Origin of the sequence: Aeromicrobium massiliense JC14 (assembly GCF_000312105.1) — a bacterium.
GTDB lineage: Bacteria > Actinomycetota > Actinomycetes > Propionibacteriales > Nocardioidaceae > Aeromicrobium > Aeromicrobium massiliense.
On sequence record NZ_HE978636.1, the window covers coordinates 347855 to 366022 of the forward strand.

Annotated in this window: 20 protein-coding genes; 9 read left to right on the plus strand and 11 right to left on the minus strand. The window is 74.0% G+C overall.

All coding sequences use genetic code 11. The features are described 5' to 3' along the window. Positions 1-74: 74 nt before the first annotated feature. From HGAM_RS01755 to HGAM_RS01765, 3 genes are all read right to left on the minus strand, one after another. Positions 75-770, minus strand: a complete 696-nt coding sequence (locus HGAM_RS01755) for a redox-sensing transcriptional repressor Rex (RefSeq protein WP_049798109.1) — start codon at positions 768-770, stop codon at positions 75-77. A 132-nt stretch (positions 771-902) separates the two neighbouring features. Further along, positions 903-1142: a glutaredoxin family protein gene (locus HGAM_RS01760; RefSeq protein ID WP_019143749.1), complete on the minus strand. Its 240-nt coding sequence runs from the start codon at positions 1140-1142 to the stop codon at positions 903-905. Beyond that, complete coding sequence (locus HGAM_RS01765; RefSeq protein ID WP_019143750.1) at positions 1139-2692, minus strand: class I adenylate-forming enzyme family protein; 1554 nt, start codon at positions 2690-2692, stop codon at positions 1139-1141. The genes HGAM_RS01760 and HGAM_RS01765 overlap by 4 nt, the downstream gene beginning before the upstream one ends. 52 nt (positions 2693-2744) lie before the next feature. Between HGAM_RS01765 and HGAM_RS01770 the strand changes: the two genes are divergently transcribed. From HGAM_RS01770 to HGAM_RS01780, 3 genes are all read left to right on the plus strand, one after another. Further along, positions 2745-3635: an HAD family hydrolase gene (locus tag HGAM_RS01770; protein WP_019143751.1), complete on the plus strand. Its 891-nt coding sequence runs from the start codon at positions 2745-2747 to the stop codon at positions 3633-3635. 40 nt (positions 3636-3675) lie between these two features. After that, the gene (locus tag HGAM_RS01775) at positions 3676-4377 is read left to right on the plus strand and encodes a sigma-70 family RNA polymerase sigma factor (protein ID WP_019143752.1); all 702 of its coding nucleotides are present in this window, start codon (positions 3676-3678) and stop codon (positions 4375-4377) included. Between the two features lie 97 nt (positions 4378-4474). Next, the gene (locus HGAM_RS01780; RefSeq protein ID WP_019143753.1) at positions 4475-5734 is read left to right on the plus strand and encodes a DUF5667 domain-containing protein; all 1260 of its coding nucleotides are present in this window, start codon (positions 4475-4477) and stop codon (positions 5732-5734) included. A 12-nt stretch (positions 5735-5746) separates the two neighbouring features. Here the strand turns inward: HGAM_RS01780 and HGAM_RS01785 are convergent, their stop codons facing one another. The 6 genes from HGAM_RS01785 to proC form a co-directional block, all read right to left on the minus strand. Then, positions 5747-6886 carry a 1-acyl-sn-glycerol-3-phosphate acyltransferase gene (locus tag HGAM_RS01785; protein ID WP_019143754.1) on the minus strand — a complete coding sequence of 380 codons (1140 nt, stop codon included), beginning with the start codon at positions 6884-6886 and terminating at the stop codon, positions 5747-5749. Continuing rightward, positions 6883-7854: an NAD-dependent epimerase/dehydratase family protein gene (locus tag HGAM_RS01790; protein WP_019143755.1), complete on the minus strand. Its 972-nt coding sequence runs from the start codon at positions 7852-7854 to the stop codon at positions 6883-6885. Before HGAM_RS01790 ends, HGAM_RS01785 begins: the two co-directional genes overlap by 4 nt. 20 nt (positions 7855-7874) lie before the next feature. Then, positions 7875-7976: a 30S ribosomal protein bS22 gene (locus tag HGAM_RS20200; protein ID WP_019143756.1), complete on the minus strand. Its 102-nt coding sequence runs from the start codon at positions 7974-7976 to the stop codon at positions 7875-7877. An 88-nt stretch (positions 7977-8064) separates the two neighbouring features. After that, the gene (locus HGAM_RS01800) at positions 8065-8250 is read right to left on the minus strand and encodes a helix-turn-helix domain-containing protein (RefSeq protein WP_019143757.1); all 186 of its coding nucleotides are present in this window, start codon (positions 8248-8250) and stop codon (positions 8065-8067) included. Between the two features lie 139 nt (positions 8251-8389). Beyond that, on the minus strand, positions 8390-9595 hold the full coding sequence (locus tag HGAM_RS01805) for an acetoin utilization protein AcuC (RefSeq protein ID WP_019143758.1): 1206 nt from the start codon (positions 9593-9595) through the stop codon (positions 8390-8392). Then, positions 9592-10401, minus strand: a complete 810-nt coding sequence (gene proC, locus HGAM_RS01810; protein ID WP_019143759.1) for a pyrroline-5-carboxylate reductase — start codon at positions 10399-10401, stop codon at positions 9592-9594. Before proC ends, HGAM_RS01805 begins: the two co-directional genes overlap by 4 nt. Positions 10402-10455: 54 nt before the next feature. On the opposite strand from proC, the gene HGAM_RS01815 reads away from it, so the two are divergent. After that, positions 10456-11442, plus strand: a complete 987-nt coding sequence (locus tag HGAM_RS01815; protein WP_019143760.1) for a bile acid:sodium symporter family protein — start codon at positions 10456-10458, stop codon at positions 11440-11442. 12 nt (positions 11443-11454) lie between these two features. Here HGAM_RS01815 and HGAM_RS01820 read toward each other — a convergent pair whose 3' ends face one another. Next, complete coding sequence (locus tag HGAM_RS01820) at positions 11455-11802, minus strand: ArsR/SmtB family transcription factor (RefSeq protein ID WP_019143761.1); 348 nt, start codon at positions 11800-11802, stop codon at positions 11455-11457. Positions 11803-11885: 83 nt separating this feature from the next. Between HGAM_RS01820 and arsB the strand changes: the two genes are divergently transcribed. Genes arsB through HGAM_RS01835 form a run of 3 tightly spaced genes read left to right on the plus strand, consistent with a single transcriptional unit; the run spans position 11886 to position 14668 of the window. Then, a complete protein-coding gene (gene arsB, locus HGAM_RS01825) occupies positions 11886-12959 on the plus strand; it encodes an ACR3 family arsenite efflux transporter (protein WP_019143762.1) in 1074 nt (357 codons plus the stop codon). Continuing rightward, a complete protein-coding gene (locus HGAM_RS01830; protein WP_019143763.1) occupies positions 12952-13368 on the plus strand; it encodes an arsenate reductase ArsC in 417 nt (138 codons plus the stop codon). Before arsB ends, HGAM_RS01830 begins: the two co-directional genes overlap by 8 nt. Then, positions 13361-14668, plus strand: coding sequence for an FAD-dependent oxidoreductase (locus tag HGAM_RS01835; protein WP_019143764.1), 1308 nt, complete (start codon positions 13361-13363; stop codon positions 14666-14668). The genes HGAM_RS01830 and HGAM_RS01835 overlap by 8 nt, the downstream gene beginning before the upstream one ends. Here the strand turns inward: HGAM_RS01835 and HGAM_RS01840 are convergent. Further along, positions 14665-16452 (minus strand): bifunctional sugar phosphate isomerase/epimerase/4-hydroxyphenylpyruvate dioxygenase family protein, encoded by a 1788-nt coding sequence (locus tag HGAM_RS01840; RefSeq protein WP_019143765.1) that lies wholly within the window; start codon positions 16450-16452, stop codon positions 14665-14667. The genes HGAM_RS01835 and HGAM_RS01840 overlap by 4 nt on opposite strands. 100 nt (positions 16453-16552) lie before the next feature. Here HGAM_RS01840 and HGAM_RS01845 point away from each other — a divergent pair, with 100 nt between their 5' ends. After that, positions 16553-17200: a TetR/AcrR family transcriptional regulator gene (locus HGAM_RS01845; protein WP_019143766.1), complete on the plus strand. Its 648-nt coding sequence runs from the start codon at positions 16553-16555 to the stop codon at positions 17198-17200. A 91-nt stretch (positions 17201-17291) separates the two neighbouring features. Beyond that, complete coding sequence (locus HGAM_RS01850; protein WP_019143767.1) at positions 17292-18161, plus strand: shikimate dehydrogenase; 870 nt, start codon at positions 17292-17294, stop codon at positions 18159-18161. Positions 18162-18168 lie beyond the last annotated feature (7 nt).

An 18168-nucleotide genomic window follows, 5' to 3' on the forward strand; every position in this document is an offset into this window, starting at 1 on the left:
GCGCACCTCCGTGAAGATCGAACGGTACGGACGTCCGCCGATGACAGCGCTGATCGTTCGCTCGCTGCGCTCGCTCATACCTGCACCTCCAGCACGGGGTCGAGGGACGAGCCGGCCTTGCGCTGCTCGTGGTACGCCAGGATCTGCAGCTCGATCGACAGGTCGACCTTGCGCACGTCGACGTTGTCCGGGACGTCGAGCACGACCGGCGCGAAGTTGAGGATGCTCGTGACGCCGGCGGCGACCAGCGCGTCGGCCACGTCCTGGGCGGCCTCGGCCGGCGTCGCGATGATGCCGATCGAGATGCCGCGCTCGGCCACGACGGCGGGCAGGTCGGCCATGGCGCTGACGGTCAGGCCGGCGACCGTGGTGCCCACGCGGGCCGGGTCGGCGTCCACGAGCGCGGCGACGTGGATGCCGCGCGGCGTGAAGCCCTGGTAGTTCGACAGCGCCTGGCCCAGGTTGCCGACGCCGACGAGCACGACGGCCCACTCCTGGGTCTGGCCGATCTCGCGGGCGATCTGGTAGCGCAGGTACTCGACCTCGTAGCCGACGCCGCGGGTGCCGTAGGAGCCCAGGTACGACAGGTCCTTGCGCAGCTTCGCGGGGTTGACCCCGGCCGCGGACGAGAGGTCCTGCGACGAGCAGGTGGCGACGCCCTGGTCGGAGAGCTCGGTGAGGGCACGCAGGTACAGCGGGAGCCGAGCGACCGTCGCGTCGGGGACGCCGCGGTCGGACGCACCTCCGCGGGGGGTTCTCAAGACTGTCACGCTGCTCCTGCTCCGCCTGGTCAAGGGGGGCGGCCCGGGGATCGTCCGGGTCGGACCGGCGGTGTGCCGAGGTCCAGTTTAAGAGCTTGTGAACGCGGGAACAAAATTGACGGATCCCGCCGAGCAGCCTACTCAGGCGCGCAGGGCGGCCTGCAGGCGGGCGGGGTCGACCCGCCAGAAGTCGTGCTGACGGCCGTCGACGAACGTCACGGGGATGTGCTCGCCGTGCTCGGCCATGAGGCGAGCGTCACCGGTGATGTCGACCACCTCGTAGCCGTCGCCGGTCTCGGCGCACACCGCGGCGATCGTCTCCTCGGCCAGCTCGCACAGGTGGCAGCCGGGCTTGCCGTACATGAGGACGCGCGCCGTCACGAGGCGTCACCGCTCGTCTCCTGACGGGCGAGGCTGCGCAGGCGGGCCTTGAGCACCTTGCCGTCCGGGCCGGTCGGCAGCTCGTCGACGACCAGCACCCGCGCCGGGTGCTTGAACCGGGCGAGGTTCTGCTCGCAGTGAGCCGCGACCCGCTGAGCCAGGCCGTCCGCGGCACCGGTCCTGGGCACGACGAACACGACGACCGCCTCGGTCGTGCGCGCGTCGGGCACGCCGACGACGGCGGCCTGGGCGACACCGTCGACCTCGGCGGCGACGATCTCGACCTCCACCGGGTAGACGCTGAAGCCGGAGACCATGACGACCTCGCGGACGCGGTCCAGCACGGTGAGCCGGCCGTCGGCGTCGAGCATCCCGACGTCGCCGGTGCGGAGCCAGCCGTCGGCGTCCGGGCCGTCGGCGCCGTCGGGCCAGTAGCCGGTGAAGAGGTTGTCCCCGCGGACGCGGATCTCGCCGGGGTCGTCCGGTCCGGCGTCCTGGCCGGTCACGTCGACGACCCTGAGCTCGACTCCGGGCAGCGCGGGTCCGGCGTCACCGGGACGCGGCGTCGCGGGCTGCTCCCCGGTGACGGCGGTGAGCACCGGCCCGGCCTCGGTCAGGCCGTAGCCCAGCCCGACAGGGTGACCGCTCGCGCGGACGAACTCCTCGGCGACCTCGGGGTCGAGCAGGGCTCCGCCGCACATGACGGTGCGCACGGTCGCGAGCGACTCGCGCAGCTGCGGACGTCCGGACCAGTCGGCCACCAGCCGCGGCGAGAGCGGCACGAGCGTCACGCCCTGCTCGCGCACCGCCTCCAAGGCGCGCGCGGGGTCGGCGTGGTCGACGAGCACGCAGCGCGTCCCCTGACGCAGCGCCTGTCCGAGCACGGCGTTCAGCGCGTAGACGTGGAACAGCGGCAGGACGACCAGGCAGGTGTCGCCGTGGGTCATCACCGGCGGCTCGATCGCGGCCACCTGCTCGAGGTTGGCCACGAGGGCGCGGTGCGGCAGCATCGCCAGGCGCGGACGGCCGGTGCTGCCACCGGTCGCGAGCAGCACGGCGAGCATCTCGGGGTCGCGCGGCGCGACGGGAGCGGGACCGTCGGCGGTGCGCAGCGAGTCCCAGGACGTCTCGCCGCGCCGGGCCCGGGCGCCGACGACCACGAGGCCGCACTCGCGCTCGAGCTCGCGGTCGCGGGAGAGGGCGTCGCGCGCGGTGCGCAGCGCGGTGTCGTCGGCGACCACGAGGGACGCCGAGGAGTCGGCTAGCGCCTGCCGCAGGACCGCCGCCTCGGCGCGAGGCGCCAGCGGCACGGCCACCATGCCGACGCGCAGGACGGCCAGGTAGGCGGCGACGAGCTCGATCCGGTTCGTCATGGCCAGGGCGACGCGCTGGCCGGCGACGAGGCCGCGGGCACCGAGACCACGCGCGACCTCGTCGACGAGCGCGTCGAGCTCGGCCCACGTCAGGCGCTCGTCCGCATGCACCATCGCGACGTCGTCGGGCCAGGCGCGGGAGGCCTCCCGGAGGTGGTCGCTGACGTTCACGGGCACGCCGCCAGTGTTCCACAGCCGCTGAGCCGGACCCCCCGGTACGGTCGTCGCCATGGGGCGTGAACCTGCGGCACCGCGCGACCTGCGCGCCCGGTCCGTGCTGGCCGGGTCCGCGTCCGCGGCCGCCGCCGAGGTCGAGGCCGCGCTCGCCCCGGCCGACCCCACCGCAGCCGCCTTCTTCGACGTCGACAACACCCTCATGCAGGGCGCGTCGATCTACCACCTCGCCCGCGGCCTGCACGAGCGCGACCTGTTCACCACGCGGCAGATCGTCAGCGCGGCCTGGCAGCAGACCTGGTTCCGCGTCGCCGGCTCCGAGGACCCTGACCACGTGGCCCAGGCGCGTGCCTCCGCGCTCGCGTTCATCACCGGCCACCGCGCCACCGAGCTGGAGCAGATCGTCGAGGACGTCTTCGACGAGCACATGGCGCACCGCATCTGGCCGGGCACCCGCGCCCTCGCGCAACAGCACCTCGACCACGGCCAACGGGTCTGGCTGGTCACGGCGGCGCCGGTCGAGATCGCCCGGGTCGTGGCCGCACGGCTCGGCCTGACCGGCGCGCTGGGCACCGTGGCCGAGCAGCGCGACGGCGTCTACACCGGCCGGCTCGTCGGCGAGATGCTGCACGGCGAGAGCAAGGCCGCGGCGATCCGCGAGCTGGCGCGCACCGAGGGGCTCGACCTCGCGCGCTGCTCGGCGTACTCGGACTCGTCCAACGACCTGCCCATGCTGTCGCTCGTCGGGCAGCCGTGCGCCATCAACCCCGACCGGCGCCTGCGTCGGCACGCACGGGCCCACGGGTGGCTCGTCCGCGACTACCGCACGGGCCGCAAGCTGGCCGGCACCGGCGTCAAGGTCGCGCTGGTCGGCGCCGCGGGTGGAGCGGCCTACCGGCTGGTCCGTGACCGGGTGCGGTCGAACCAGCGTCCGGGCGCTTCCTGACCCGTACACTGGAACGCGGTCCGAGGGGGAGGGAACGCCCGTGAGTGGGTCCGCGCTGCGCTGGGCGCTCGCGCTCGCAGCACAGCTGCCGCGCGACGCCGTGCTGGCGCCTGCCCTGGTGGCCATGGCCACCGGCCCCGCGGCGCCTGCGCCCGAGGGTGGCGGCACCGCCGCTCCCCCGGACGCCGATCCCGAGCGCGACCGGCTGCGGGCGCTCGTCGACCTCGCCACCGGCGGTGACGCCGAGGCGTTCGGCCAGCTCTACGACCACTACTCCCCCGGGGTCTACCGCTTCGTGCTCTACCGCGTCGGCTCGCGCGCGCTCGCCGAGGACCTCACCAGCGAGACGTTCATGCGCGCCCTGCGCTCGATCCAGAAGTTCACCTGGCAGGGCAAGGACTTCGGGGCGTGGCTCACCACGATCGCGCGCAACCTGGTCACCGACCACTTCAAGTCCGGCCGCTCCCGCCTGGAGATCGTCTCCGACGACGTCCCGGACCGACGCTCGGTGCTGGCCCAGCCGGAGACGGACGTCCTGGCGCACCTGACCAACGAGGCGCTCTACGCCGCGGTCGCGCGGCTCAGCGACGAGCAGCGCGACTGCATCCTCATGCGCTTCATCCAGGGCCTGTCGATCGCCGAGACGGCGGCCGCGCTCGACCGCTCCGAGGGCGCCATCAAGCAGCTGCAGCTGCGCGCCGTCCGCGCCCTGGCGAAGCTCATCGACCCGGAGGTGCGGTGATGTGCGACACGCCGCGTAACCAGGGCACCCCTCGCGTCGTTGAGCCCCCTGAGACGCCACGATGGCGTCCGTCACCTGCGCACCGAGAGAACCGCCGATGAACCCGTTCCGCCGCTCGGCCGAGGCCGAGGCCTTCGACGCCGCACTGCGCGGCGCGGCGCCGGCGTCCGGCCACGAGCAGCTGCTCCGCACGGTCGAGACGCTGCAGGCCGGTGCGGTCGAGTCCCCGCGGCCCGCGTTCGCCGACGACCTGCGCAGCCGGCTCATGGCCGAGGCGCAGGAGGTCCTTCAGCCCCGTCCGGCCGTCCCGGTCACGACCACCCCGCGCGGCACCCGGCGACGTCTGGCGGGCGTCGTCGCGGCCGCCGTGACGGTCGCCGGCGGTGCCGGCCTGGTCGCGTCGAGCGCGTCCGCCCTTCCCGGCGAGGCGCTCTACCCGGTCAAGCGCGGCACCGAGCAGGTGCAGAAGTCGCTGCGGCTGTCCGACAGCGCCCGCGGCACCTTCGAGCTGCGCCAGGCCACCAAGCGCCTGGCCGAGGTCGAGGCGCTGGCCGAGCGCGACGACACCCCGCAGAAGGTCGTCGACGACGCGCTGGTCGACTTCGAGAAGGTCGCCCGCTCCGGCACCGGACGCCTGCTCGACGCCTACGAGGACGACCACGACAAGGCCACGCTGCAGCAGGTCGACCGCTTCGTCGCCGACACCGCACCGACCCTGCAGGACCTCGCCGCGGGCGCCCCGGCGCAGGACACCGTCGTCGACCGCGTGCAGCGCCTGGTCGACGAGCTGACCGGCACCGTCGACAGCACCTGCCCCACCTGCCTCTCGCGCGAGTCGCGCCGTCTGGCCGACGAGGTGCAACGCACCGTCGGCGGCGGCAGCGACGCCCGGTCCGACGCCCCGCGCGAGCGGGTCGTGTCCCGCACGCCCGGCGAGCGCCGGTCCTCCGACCGGCACAGACCGGGTGCTCGCGTCGCGATCCCGACGACGAAGGTCCCCAGTGACGGCACGGCCCGCGACGGCCGTGCCGACGCACGTCCGCGCCCGTCCGCGCGGCCCGCGCCGTCGACGTCCACCAGCCCCACCCCCACGCCCGGTCCGCGCGAGCGTGCCCGCCAGCGCGGCGAGGAGCGCCGCGCCGAGCGCGAGCGCCGTCGCGAGGAGGCCCGCACCGAGCGGGAGCAGCGCGCCGAGGACCGTCAGGCCGACCGCGAGCGCCGCCAGGCCGAGCGCGAGGCCCGAGCCGAGGAGCGTCGTGAGCGCGCCCGCGAGCGGGGCGAGGAGCGTCGCCGTCGCGAGGACGACCGCCGCCGCGAGCGCCAGCAGCGCTGGAACGTCTGGGTCCCGCGCGGCTAGAGCCTCCGGCGCCTAGAAGAAGGCGCCGCCCCGGTCGACGAGCAGGCCGTACAGCGTCTGCTGGATCGTCTCGCGCACCTGGTCGGTGACGTTGAACAGCAGCATCGGGTCGTCGGCCGCCTCGGGCGCGTAGGCGTCCGTGCGCACCGGCTCGCCGAACTCGATGATCCACTTGCTGGGCAGCGGCACGAGACCGAGCAGCCCCAGCCACGGGAAGAACGGCGTGATCGGCAGGTAGGGCAGGCCGAGCAGGCGCGCGAGCGACGGCAAGTTGCCCACGAGCGGGTAGATCTCCTCGGCGCCGACGATCGACACCGGGACGATCGGCACCTGGGCGCGCATCGCCGACGACACGAACCCACCGCGGCCGAACCGCTGCAGCTTGTAGCGCTCGCTGAACGGCTTCCCGACGCCCTTGAAGCCCTCGGGCCACACGGCGGCCAGCTCGCCGCGGCCGAGCAGCCGCTCGGCGTCCTCGGTGCAGGCCAGCGTGGCGCCGAACTTGCGCGCGGTCTCGCCGACGAACGGCAGCGCGAACACGAGGTCGGCAGCGAGCGGACGCAGGGTGCGCTGCGCGTAGCGGTGGACGGCGTAGCTGGTGATGAGCCCGTCGATCGGGACGGTGCCGGAGTGGTTGCCGACCAGCAGGGCGCCGCCCTCGGCCGGGATGTTGTGCACTCCGCGCACCTCGAGCCGGAACCACTTCTCGGCCAGCGGCTCGAGGACCTGCACCAGCAGCTCGGCGACCTCGGGGTCGTGGCCGAAGTCGTCGACCTCGTAGTCGCCCGAGAGACGACGGCGCAGCGTGGCCAGCATGCGCGCGAGGCGGGACTCCCAGTCGTCGCCGAGCACGCGCTGGGCGGCGGCGACAACCGCGGTCAGGACCTCGTCGAGCGGGAGCCCCGTCGGGGGCGGCTCCTGCGGACCGTCGTGCGCGGACGGGGGCGGCTCGGCGGAGGCGTCGTCGGGCACGGCGTGCAGGCGTGGACGCCCGGGGCCGGAGGCGCCCGCGGGGTCGCTCGGGCGACGCGGCGGGCGGGCGGCACCGCCGGCCAGCGACCGGGCGGCGGTGGACGGCGTGGTGCCGCGCTGCGAGCCGCGTCCGGCTCGGCCCGAGGTGCCCAGTGGCACGTCGCGGTGGTCGTCGGTCACGAGGCTCCCCTCCCGCTGAGCAGACCGGGCTGGAGCCCGGCCGCGAACATCGAGAACGCCTCGGCGCTGGTGTACGCCGGGGCGTACCCCAGGATCGTGCGCAGCGCCGTCGTGTCGACGACGCGGCCGTGCATGAGCAGCCGGTGCAGGTCGGGCGTGATGTCGGAGCCCATGGCCCGCAGCATGGTGCGCGCCGCCGTGCCGAACCCGACCGGCGGGAACGGCACGGTCGGACGCCCGAGCCGGCGCACGGCCTGCGACAGCATCACGACGCCGTCGCCGGCCACGTTGAACGTGCCCTGGACGCCCTCGTCGACGACGGCGCGGCGCAGCACCTCGAGCGCGTCGTGGACGTGCAGGAACTGCAGCCGCGGGTCGTAGCCCGCGACCGTCGGCAGGACCGGGTTGGCGAAGTAGGACGCCAGCGGGGCGCCGGCGTCGAGCACCTGGGCCGAGCGCAGCGTCACGATGCGGACGTCGGGCCGGCGGCGGGCGAAGCCGCGCACGTAGCCCTCGACCTCGCAGACGTCCTTCGGGAAGCCCGAGCCGGTGCCGCCGCGGGCCACCGAGGACTCGGTGAACAGCGCGGGGCTGCGCGCGGACGTGCCGTAGACGGCCGTCGAGGAGCCCAGCACGAACGTCGTGACGTGCGAGACGCGCTGGCAGGCGGCCAGCAGCTGCATCGTCCCGATGACGTTGAGCTCCTTGGCCGCGCCGCGGCCGTGCGCGGGACCGAGGTCGAGGTGGACGACGGTGTCGACGTCCTCGACCGCGATGACCTTCGCGATGACCGGCGTGCGGATGTCGGCGCGGACGAACTTCACGCCGCCGAGGTCCTCCCTCGGCGGCGTGACGTCGACACCGACGACCTTGTCGATCCCGAGCGCGTCCCCCTGGTCAGCGAGCAGCCGCGCGCATCGCAGAGCGATGTCGCGCGAGAGCCCGGTCACCAGGACGACGCGGCCCATGGTCTACAGGCCCGTCCGGCTCACTTGCCCAGACGGCGGCGCTGCACGCGCGTGCGCTTGAGCATCTTGCGGTGCTTCTTCTTCGACATCCGCTTGCGACGCTTCTTGATGACAGAACCCACGGTCCACCTTCTGACGACTGAGTCAATTGCGAGTCCCCAGCCTACGGGCAGCAGGCCAGGAACGACCAGCCAGGCCGCGTCGGAGCGCTCAGCCCGCCTGGAAGTAGGAGTTCTTGAGGTAGGTCTCGACCGCGTGCTCGGGCACCCGGAAGGAACGTCCCACGCGGACGGCCTCGAGCTCGCCGGCGTGGACGAGGCGGTACACGGTCATCTTGGACACGCGCATCTGGGAGGCGACCTCCGCCACGGTCATGAAACGCACGGACGAGACCATGGCGCTTCCTCCCTGGAAAGTGAACGGCACGCGCGCACTCCGGCTTCCCCACCGGAGAAGAGCGCGCGTGCCTGAGCAGAGAGTAGTGGTTCGCAGCGCGGCGCGGTAGCCGAACGGACGAACAATTTCACCGCTCGGTTCAGGGCTGCGGATCCAGGCCCAGCAGCGGGAACGCGGCGGTGCGCGTGGCCATGATCGAGCGGTCCAGCCAGCTGGCCGGGTCGTACCCCTCGCGCCAGTCGCGGAAGGTGGGCAGGCGCCCGTCGGTCATGCGCGTGGGGGCGTCGCCACCACGCAGCTCGGCCACCCGGGCGCGCCAGCGCTCCGGCGTCGGCGTGGTCACGTCGAGCGGCGTGCCGCCGACGACGGCGATGAGGTGGCTCCAGGCGCGCGGGACGACGTCCAGCACGGCGTAGCCGCCCCCGCCGGTCGACACCCACCGCCCGCCGCACAGCTCGTCGGCCAGGTCGCGCAGGGCCAGGTAGGACGCTCGCTGGCCGTCGACGCTGAGCATGAGGTTGGTGAGCGGGTCGTCCATGTGCGAGTCGCAGCCGTGCTGGGTGACCAGCACGTCGGGGGCGAACTCGCGCAGCGCCTGCGGCACGACGGCGTGGAACGCGCGCATCCAGCCGGCGTCCGAGGTGGCCGGCGGCAGCGCGACGTTGATCGCGGACCCCTCGGCCCCCTCGCCGCCCGTCTCGGTGGCGTAGCCGGTGCCGGGGAACAGCGTCTGCGGGCCCTCGTGGACCGAGATCGTGAGCACGCGCGGGTCGCCCCAGAACATCGTCTGGACGCCGTCGCCGTGGTGCGCGTCGACGTCGACGTAGGCGACCCGCTCGGCACCGTGGTCGAGCAGCCAGGCGATGGCCAGCGCGACGTCGTTGTAGATGCAGAAGCCGCTGGCCTTGCCCGGCATCGCGTGGTGCAGGCCGCCGCAGACGCTGACCGCGTGCCGGGCCTGGCCGGTCCAGACCTGGCGGGCGGCCTCGATGCTGGCGCCGGCGATGAGCGCGCTGGCCTCGTGCATGTGGGCGAAGACGGGGTTGTCCTCGGTGCCCAGACCGAAGCCGGGCTCGGTGTAGTGCGGGTGGCTGCTGAGCTTCTGCACGCGCTCGACGTAGGCCGGCGTGTGCAGCCGCACCAGGTCGTCGTCGGTGGCCGCGGGGGCGCCCACGACGTCGACCTGCTCCAGGACGCCGAGCTCCTCGGCGAGCATCATCGTCAGCTCGACCCGCACCGGCGCCATGGGGTGGTGGGCGCCGAAGTCGTACTGGGTCATCTGGTCGTCGAAGACGACGACCGAGCGCTGCGGGGCCGACTCCTGCGGCGCGACGTCCTCGCTCATTCGCCCGGGCCGGACAGCTGGGCGGAGCGGGCGGCGGCGGCGCGGACGCCTTCGGCCACGGCCTGCCTGACGCCGCGGGAGTCGAACGTCTCGATGGCCGCGGCGGTGGTGCCGTTCGGCGAGGTGACCCGGCGGCGCAGCTCGGCCGGCTCGTCGTCGCTGCCGGCCAGGAGCGCGGCCGAGCCCTGGATGGTGGCCACGGCCAGGCGGTGGGCCGTGGCCGGGTCGAGGCCGGCCTCGACGCCGCCGGCGATCATCGCCTCGGCGAGGTAGAAGACGTAGGCGGGGCCGGAGCCGGAGACGGCGGTGAGCGCGTCCTGGTCGTCCTCGTCGACGACCACGACCGTGCCGCCGGGCTCCAGCAGGCGCTGGACCGCGGCCACCCGGTCGGGCCCGCACGAGGCGCCGGGCGAGACGCCGAAGACGCCCTGGCCCACGAGCGCGGGGGTGTTGGGCATGACCCGCAGCACCTCCACGCCGTCGGCCACCGCGGCCTCGATCGTGGCGGTGCGGACACCGGCGGCGAACGAGACGACCGCGGCCCCCGGGGCGACCAGCGCCCCGACCTGCTCCAGCACGCCCGGGACGTCCTGCGGCTTGGTCACGAGCAGCACCAGGTCGGCGCCGCGCACCGCGTCGTCGAGCGCGGCGACGTCGATGCCGTGGCGCTCGCGCAGCTCGGCGGCCCGCTCGGCGCGCTTCTCGACGGCGACGACGCGGCTCGGCTCGACGCCGGAGGCCAGGAGCGTGGACACGAGGGTCTCACCCATCACGCCGACGCCGATGACGGCTATGCGATCGGTCACACCGCCAGCCTAGGACGTCGGACCCCGTCGCGCGGACTCCCCTAGGGTTCCCGTGTGCGGCTGCGTCTCGATCCCTTCCTGCTGGCCCTGCTCGGCGTCGCGCTGCTGGGGACGTTCCTGCCGGTCACCGGCGAGGGGCTCGACGTGCTCGACGTCGTCGTGAAGGCCGCCGTCGCGCTGCTGTTCTTCCTCTACGGCGTGCGGCTCTCCCCCGCCGAGACCTGGCACGGGCTGCGCGGCTGGCGGCTGCACGTGGCGATCCTGGCCATGACCTACGTGGCGTTCCCGCTCATGGGGCTGCTCGCCCAGGCGGCGACGGAGCCGGTGCTGCCCGCCGGCCTGGCGACCGGCGTGCTGCTGCTGACCCTCGTGCCGTCAACGGTGCAGTCGTCCGTCGCGTTCACCGCCATCGCCCGCGGCAACGTGGCCGGCGCGGTGGTGGGGGCGTCGCTGTCGAACCTGCTGGGTGTCGCGCTGACCCCGCTGCTCGTCGGCCTGCTGCTCGCCGGCAGCGGCGAGGTGACGGTGAGCGGGTCGACGGTGCTGTCGATCGTCCTGCAGCTGCTCGTGCCGTTCGCGCTGGGCACCCTGAGCCGTCCGCTGACCGCGGCCACGGTCAAGCGCTGGCACCCGGTGCTCAGCCGCTACGACCGGCTGACCATCCTGCTCGTCGTCTACGCGGCGTTCAGCAAGGGCGCTGAGGCGGACGTCTGGAGCCACGTCGACGTGGCGTCGGCGCTGGTCGTCGTGGCGGTGTGCGCGGCGCTGCTGGCGGCGGCACTCGGCCTGTGCGTGCTGCTCGGCCGCGCGATCCGTCTGGCGCCGGCCGACCGCGCGCCGCTGCTGTTCTGCGGCAGCCACAAGAGCCTGGCCGCCGGCCTGCCGATGCTGTCGGTGCTGTTCGCGTCGGACGACTTCGCGCTCGCGGTGCTGCCGCTCATGCTGTTCCACCAGCTGCAGCTCGTGGTGTGCGCGTGGCTGGCCGGACGCATGGGGCGCCGGGCCGAGGCCGCCGAGGGTGCGGAGACCCAGGACGCCTGACGCCGCGGCGGGCTAGGCGGGGGCGACGGCGCCGGAGCGCAGCACGTCGGCGAGGTCGTCCAGTGCACCCGGCACGAGGGCGTAGTACGACCACACGCCGCGCTTGGTCCGGGTGAGGAGCCCGGCGTCGACCAGCACCTTCAGGTGGTGCGAGACAGTCGGCTGCGACAGCCCGACCGGCGCGGTCAGGTCGCACACGCACGCCTCCGCGCCGTCGTGGGCGGCGACGAGCGAGAGGAGCCGCAGCCGCGTGGGCTCGCCGATCGCCTTGAACCGGGCGGCCAGGCGCCGGGCGGCGTCGTCGGGCAGCGCCTCGGCGGTGATCGGGACGCAGCAGGCGTCCGGCTCGGCGGTCGTCATGACGTCATCCTACTCCAGACATTGACATCCATCGATGTCTTGCTATCGTCCAGGCATCGACGTCCATCGATGGAAGGGTCTCCGTGAGCACCACCACCGCACCGCCCGGGCGACTGTCCGCCCTCGACCGGTACCTGCCGGTCTGGATCGGCGCGGCCATGATCGCCGGCCTCGCCCTCGGCTCGGCCTGGCCGGGCGTCGCGGACGTGCTGGACGCGGTGACCGTCGGCTCCGTCTCCGTCCCGATCGCGCTCGGGCTGCTCGTGATGATGTACCCGGTGCTGGCCAAGGTCCGCTACGACGAGCTGGGCGCCGTCACCACCGACCGGCGCCTGCTCGGCGCCTCGCTCGTCCTCAACTGGCTCGTCGGGCCGGCGCTCATGTTCGCCCTGGCCTGGCTGCTGCTGCCCGACCTGCCCGAGTACCGCACGGGCCTGGTCGTCGTCGGGCTCGCCCGCTGCATCGCGATGGTCCTCGTCTGGAACGACCTGGCCTGCGGCGACCGCGAGGCCGCCGCCGTGCTGGTGGCGCTCAACTCGGTGTTCCAGGTCGTCGCGTTCGGCGCGCTCGGCTGGTTCTACCTGGAGGCGCTGCCCGGCTGGCTCGGCCTGGAGACGGTGAGCGCGCAGTTCAGCGTCACAGCCGTCACCGTGAGCGTCCTCGTCTTCCTCGGCGTCCCGTTGCTGGCCGGCTACCTGACCCGACGCGTGGGCGAGCGGGTCCGCGGCCGGGCCTGGTACGAGGAGCGGCTGCTCCCCCGGCTGGGCCCATGGGCGCTCTACGGCCTGCTGTTCACGATCGTGATGCTGTTCGCGCTGCAGGGCGACAGGGTCACCGCGAACCCCGCGGACGTCGCGCGCATCGCGCTGCCCCTGCTCGCCTACTTCGCCCTGATGTTCGCCGCGGGCATGGTCGCCGGGCACCGGCTCGGGCTCGGCTACGACCGCACCGCGACGCTGGCCTTCACCGCGTCCGGCAACAACTTCGAGCTGGCGATCGCCGTGGCGATCGGGACGTTCGGGATCGCGTCGGGCGAGGCCCTGGCCGGCGTGGTCGGGCCGCTCATCGAGGTGCCGGTGCTCGTCGGCCTCGTCCACGTCGCGCTGCGGACGCGGCGCCTCTTCCCCACACCCGACCCGAGGAGCTCTCGTGGCTGACCGACCGTCCGTCCTGTTCGTGTGCGTCCACAACGCCGGACGCTCGCAGATGGCTGCCGCCTGGCTGACCCACCTGGCCGGCGACCGGGTGGAGGTGCGCTCGGCCGGCTCCCAGCCCGCCGACGCCGTCAACCCGGTCGCCGTCGAGGCGATGGCCGAGCTCGGCATCGACATCGCCGCCGCGACACCGCGCGTGCTCACCGACGACGCGGTGCAGACGTCCGACGTCGTGATCACGATGGGGTGCGGCGACGCCTGCCCCTTCTTCCCCGGCACCCGCTACGAGGACTGGGTGCTCACCGACCCGGCCGGGCAGGGCCTGGACGTCGTGCGCGAGGTGCGCGACGAGATCCGCCGCCGGGTCGAGGACCTGGTCGTCTCCCTGGACCTGGAGGTCCGCCATGACTGAGCTTCCCGTCGTCGTCGTCGGAGCCGGACCGATCGGCCTGGCCACCGCCGCCCACCTGCGCGAGCGCGCGCTGGACGTCGTCGTCCTCGAGCGCGGCGACCGGGCCGGGGCCGCCGTGCGCGAGTGGTCGCACGTGCGTCTGTTCTCGCCGTGGTCCGAGCTCGTCGACCCGGCCGCGGCCCGGCTCCTCGACGCCGTGGGGTGGGACTCCCCCGACGCGGCCCGCTTCCCGACCGGCGGCGACTGGGCCGACCGCTACCTGGACCCGCTGGCCGAGGCGTTGGGCGACGTCGTCCGCCTGCGTCACGAGGTCACCGGCGTGACGCGGCTCGACCGCGACGTCATGGTCGACTCCGGTCGCGACGAGGCGCCGTTCGTCGTCCACGTCCGGACGCCGCAGGGCGACCTCCGGCTGCGGGCCCGGGCCGTCGTCGACGCGTCCGGCACCTGGTCGGGCACCGGCCCGCTGGGCGGCGACGGGCGGCCCGCCGTCGGCGAGCGCGAGGCGTCCGACCGGGTCTCGTACCGGGTGCCCGACCTGGCCGACCCGGTGACGCGCGAGCGGTACGCCGGCCGCCACGTGGTCGTCGCCGGCACCGGCGCCTCGGCCAAGACGGCGCTCATCGGGCTCGCGCGCCTGCCCGGCGCTCGCGTCACCTGGCTGGTCCGCCGCGCGGCCGTGGGCGACGCGTTCGGCGGTGGCGAGCAGGACCAGCTCAGCCAGCGTGGCGCGCTCGGCGAGCAGGCGCGGGCCGTGGTCTCCGGAGACGGGGTGACCACCGTGACCGGCTTCCGCACCGAGCGGGTGGAGCGGACCGGTGAGCGGCTCGCGGTCGTGGCCAGCGACGGCCGCCGGGTCGAGGACGTCGACGAGGTCGTCGCGCTGACCGGCTTCCGCCCCGACCTGTCGTTCCTCGGCGAGGTGCGGCTCGACCTCGACCCCCGGCTCCAGGCACCCCGTGCGCTGGCCCCGCTCATCGACCCGAACGTGCACTCCTGCGGCACCGTCTACCCGCACGGCGTCCGCGAGCTGGAGCAGCCCGAGCGCGGCTTCTACCCCGTGGGCATGAAGTCGTACGGGCGCGCGCCGTCGTTCCTGGCGCTCACCGGGTTCGAGCAGGCCCGGTCGGTGGCGGCGGCCCTGGCCGGCGACCGCGAGGCCGCCGAGCGGGTCGAGCTCGTGCTGCCCGAGACCGGCGTCTGCGGCGGCGCCGGCACGTTCGACGACGCGCCCACCACCGGGGGGTGTTGCTCGGTGCCGGCCGGACCGGCGCTCGTCCAGCTCGGCCGGGCCGACTAGGCCCGCTGCTGGGCGGCGAGCCGGATCGGCGCGTTCGTGGCGCCGTAGCCGTCGTAGCCGTCGCGTCGCTCGACGACCTCGAGGAACACCTGCCCGGCGGTGCGCGTGTAGAAGTGCACGAACGCGCCGTGCTCGTCGCGCTCGTAGAGCAGGTCGAGCTCGCGCAGCTCGGCCACGTCGCGGTCCGGCAGGTCGTACCGCGCGGCCAGGTCGTCGTAGTAGTTGCGCGGCACCGGCAGGAACGCCATGCCGGCCTCGCGCGCCCGGCGGGCCACGGCCACGACGTCGTCGCAGGCGAACGCCACGTGCTGGGCGTAGTCGGACGTCCCGGACGGAGCCACGTTCAGCGGGATGCGCACCGACCCGTCGGGCGTCCGCATGACCTGGCTACGGACGAGACCGCGTGGCCCGGCCACCTCGGTGCCGGAGCCCGCGTCGAGGCCGAGCACGGACGTGTAGAACAGCACCGCTTCGTCGAAGTCGGCCCACGGCTGGGCCAGGTTGACGTGGTCGACGCGCGAGACCGGGCTCGTCCCCACCTCGTCACCGCCCTCGAACTCGTCCACCCAGACGGGCTCGCCGCCGGTGGCCTCGCCGAGGAAGACCTCGGTGCCGTCCGGCGCGGTGAACGCCTCCAGCGGAACCTCCGAGGCGTACGTGCGGCGGTGGACGGGCGGAGCCATGAGCACGCGCGCCCGGGCCGCCGTGGTCGCCGGGTCGTCGACCGCGAGCCCGACCGCGGCCAGGTGCGGACGCTGGTCGCGGGCCTGCTGCTCGTTGAGCACGACGCGTGCGTCGCCGGCCGACCACAGCCGCACCGGCTTCGTGCGGTGGCGCCCACGGAAGGTGAAGCCGAGCTGGCCGAGCATGACCTCCACGTCCGCGGTGTCCTCGGCCTTGACCTCGACGAAGTCGTAGCCCTGCGGCGCGGACGCGAGCGGCAGCCGGTCCAGGTCGGCCCGGCCCTCGACCAGGCGGCCGGCGGCGTCCTCCAGCCACACGAGCGAGCGCAGCGCGTGCCGGGCCGTCCGGGTGACGTCGGTCTGGCGGAACGTGTCGTTGAAGACCTCGAGCGACAGCGGTCCGGTGTAGCCGGCGCGCAGGACGTGGGCCAGGAACCCGGCCAGGTCGAACGAGCCCTCGCCCGGGAACAGCCGGTGGTGACGCGACCACGACAGCACGTCCATCGACAGCGCCGGGGCGTCGGCCAGCTGGAGGAAGAAGATCTTGTCGCCCGGGATCTTCTCGATCTCGGCGGGGTCGTGGCCGCGCGACAGGATGTGGAAGGAATCCAGGCACACCCCGACGCGCGGGTGGTCGGCGAGCTCGACGATGCGCCAGGCGCGCCGGTAGTCGTCCACGAAGCGCCCCCAGGCCAGGGCCTCGAACGCGATGCGGACGTCGTACTGGTCGGCCAGGTCGCCGAGCCGGCGCAGCTGCGCGGCACTCACCTCGTCGGAGTCGATGGTCGCGGTCGCCACGTTCGAGCAGACGAGCACGGTGTCGACGCCGAGCCGGTTCATGAGCGCGAACTTGGCCTCGGCCCGGCGCAGGTTGGCCTCGAGCAGGTCGTCGGTGACGCCCTCGAAGTCGCGGAAGGGCTGGAACAGGTCCAGCGTCAGCCCGAGCCGGTCGGCCAGGGCGCGGACCTCCTCGGGCGAGTGGTCGCTGGCGACCAGGTCGGGCTCGAAGACCTCGATGCCGTCGAACCCGGCGTCCGCGCAGGCGTGCATCTTGTCGACGAGGCTTCCGCTGAGGCAGACCGTGGCCACCGAGGTGCGCATGAGGACTCCTTCCGTCCGGGCCTCAATGTACGACCTGGTACGTCCGTTGTCAGCCCCGTCACGCCCCCGGAACCGGCTCGCGACCACTAGGCTCGGCGGCGTGACCGAGACCAGGCCCGAGCGGCAGCGCGACGCCGAGCGCACCCGCGCCGAGCTGCTGCGCGTGGCGACCGAGGTGTTCGCCGAGGCGGGCTACTCCGGCGCGCGGGTCGACGAGATCGCCGAGCGCACCAGCACCACGAAGCGGATGATCTACTACTACTTCGGCGGCAAGGAGGGCCTGTACCGGGCCGTCCTGGAGGACGCCTACCTGGGCATCCGCCGGGCCGAGCAGGAGCTCCACGTGGGCGACCTCGAGCCCGTGGACGCCGTCCGCCGGCTGGCCGAGCTCACCTACGACCACCACAACGCGAACCCTGCGTTCATCCGCCTGGTGTCGATCGAGAACATCCACCACGGCTCGTTCATGCAGCAGATCGACTCGCTGCGCGAGCTGGGCAACCCGGCCGTCGCGCTGCTCGAGGACCTGCTCGAGCGCGGGCGCGAGGCGGGCGTGTTCCGCGACGGCGTCGACGCGGTCGACGTGCACCTGGTCATCAGCGCGTACTGCGTCTTCCAGGTGGCCAACCAGCACACGTTCGGCCACCTGTTCGGCCGCGACCTGCAGGCTCCGCACGAGCAGGAGCACCTGCGCTCGATGATCGGCGAGGTCGTCGTCTCCTGGCTCACGGCCGGCACCCGCGGCTGACCTCCGCTGCACCTCCCGGCTTGACACGTCCTCCGACGGGCGTGATCTACTTCACGGACGTACCAGTTCGTACATTAGATCCGGAGCGTCCATGTCCCACCCGTTCCTCGTCGGCCTCATCGGCGCCGGCGTCGGACCGTCCCTCACCCCTCCGCTGCACATGGGGGAGGCCCGGGCCCTCGGCCTGACCTACGTGTACCGGACGATCGACCTCCCCACCCTCGGCCTGCCCGCCGAGGCGGTGGGCGACCTGCTCGAGCAGGGCCGCCGGCTCGGCTACGACGCGTTCAACGTCACCCACCCGTGCAAGCAGCTCGTGCTGCAGCACCTCGACGAGGTCGACCCCCGGGCCGCCGCGCTGGGCGCGGTCAACACCGTCCTGCTGCGCGACGGACGCCTCGTCGGCCACAACACCGACGTCACCGGCTTCGCCACCGCCTTCACGACCGGCCTGCCCGACGCGTCCACCGAGGACGTCGTCCTACTCGGCGCCGGCGGGGCGGGCAGCGCCGTGGCCGACGCCCTGCTCGGGCTCGGCACCGCGCACCTGACCGTCGTGGACGTCGACGACGCCCGCGCCCAGGCGCTGGCTGGCGACCTCGCCGCCCGCTACCCCGACGCCCGCGTCTCGGCCGCCAGCGCCGCCAAGCTCCCGGCGCTGCTGCCCGACGCGTCCGGCCTCGTGCACTGCACCCCCACCGGCATGGCCGACCACCCCGGCCTCCCGCTCGACGACCGACTCCTCCACCCCGGGCTCTGGGTCGCCGACATCGTGTACCGCCCGCTGGAGACCGAGCTGCTGACCGCGGCCCGGGCCGCGGGCTGCCGCACCCTCGACGGAGGCCACATGGCCGTCCACCAGGCCGTCGACGCCTTCCGGCTCATCACGGGCGTCGAGCCCGACCCCGACCGCATGCTCCGTCACTTCCGCGTCCTCGCGGCCGACGAGCCCCGACCCTGATCAAGGA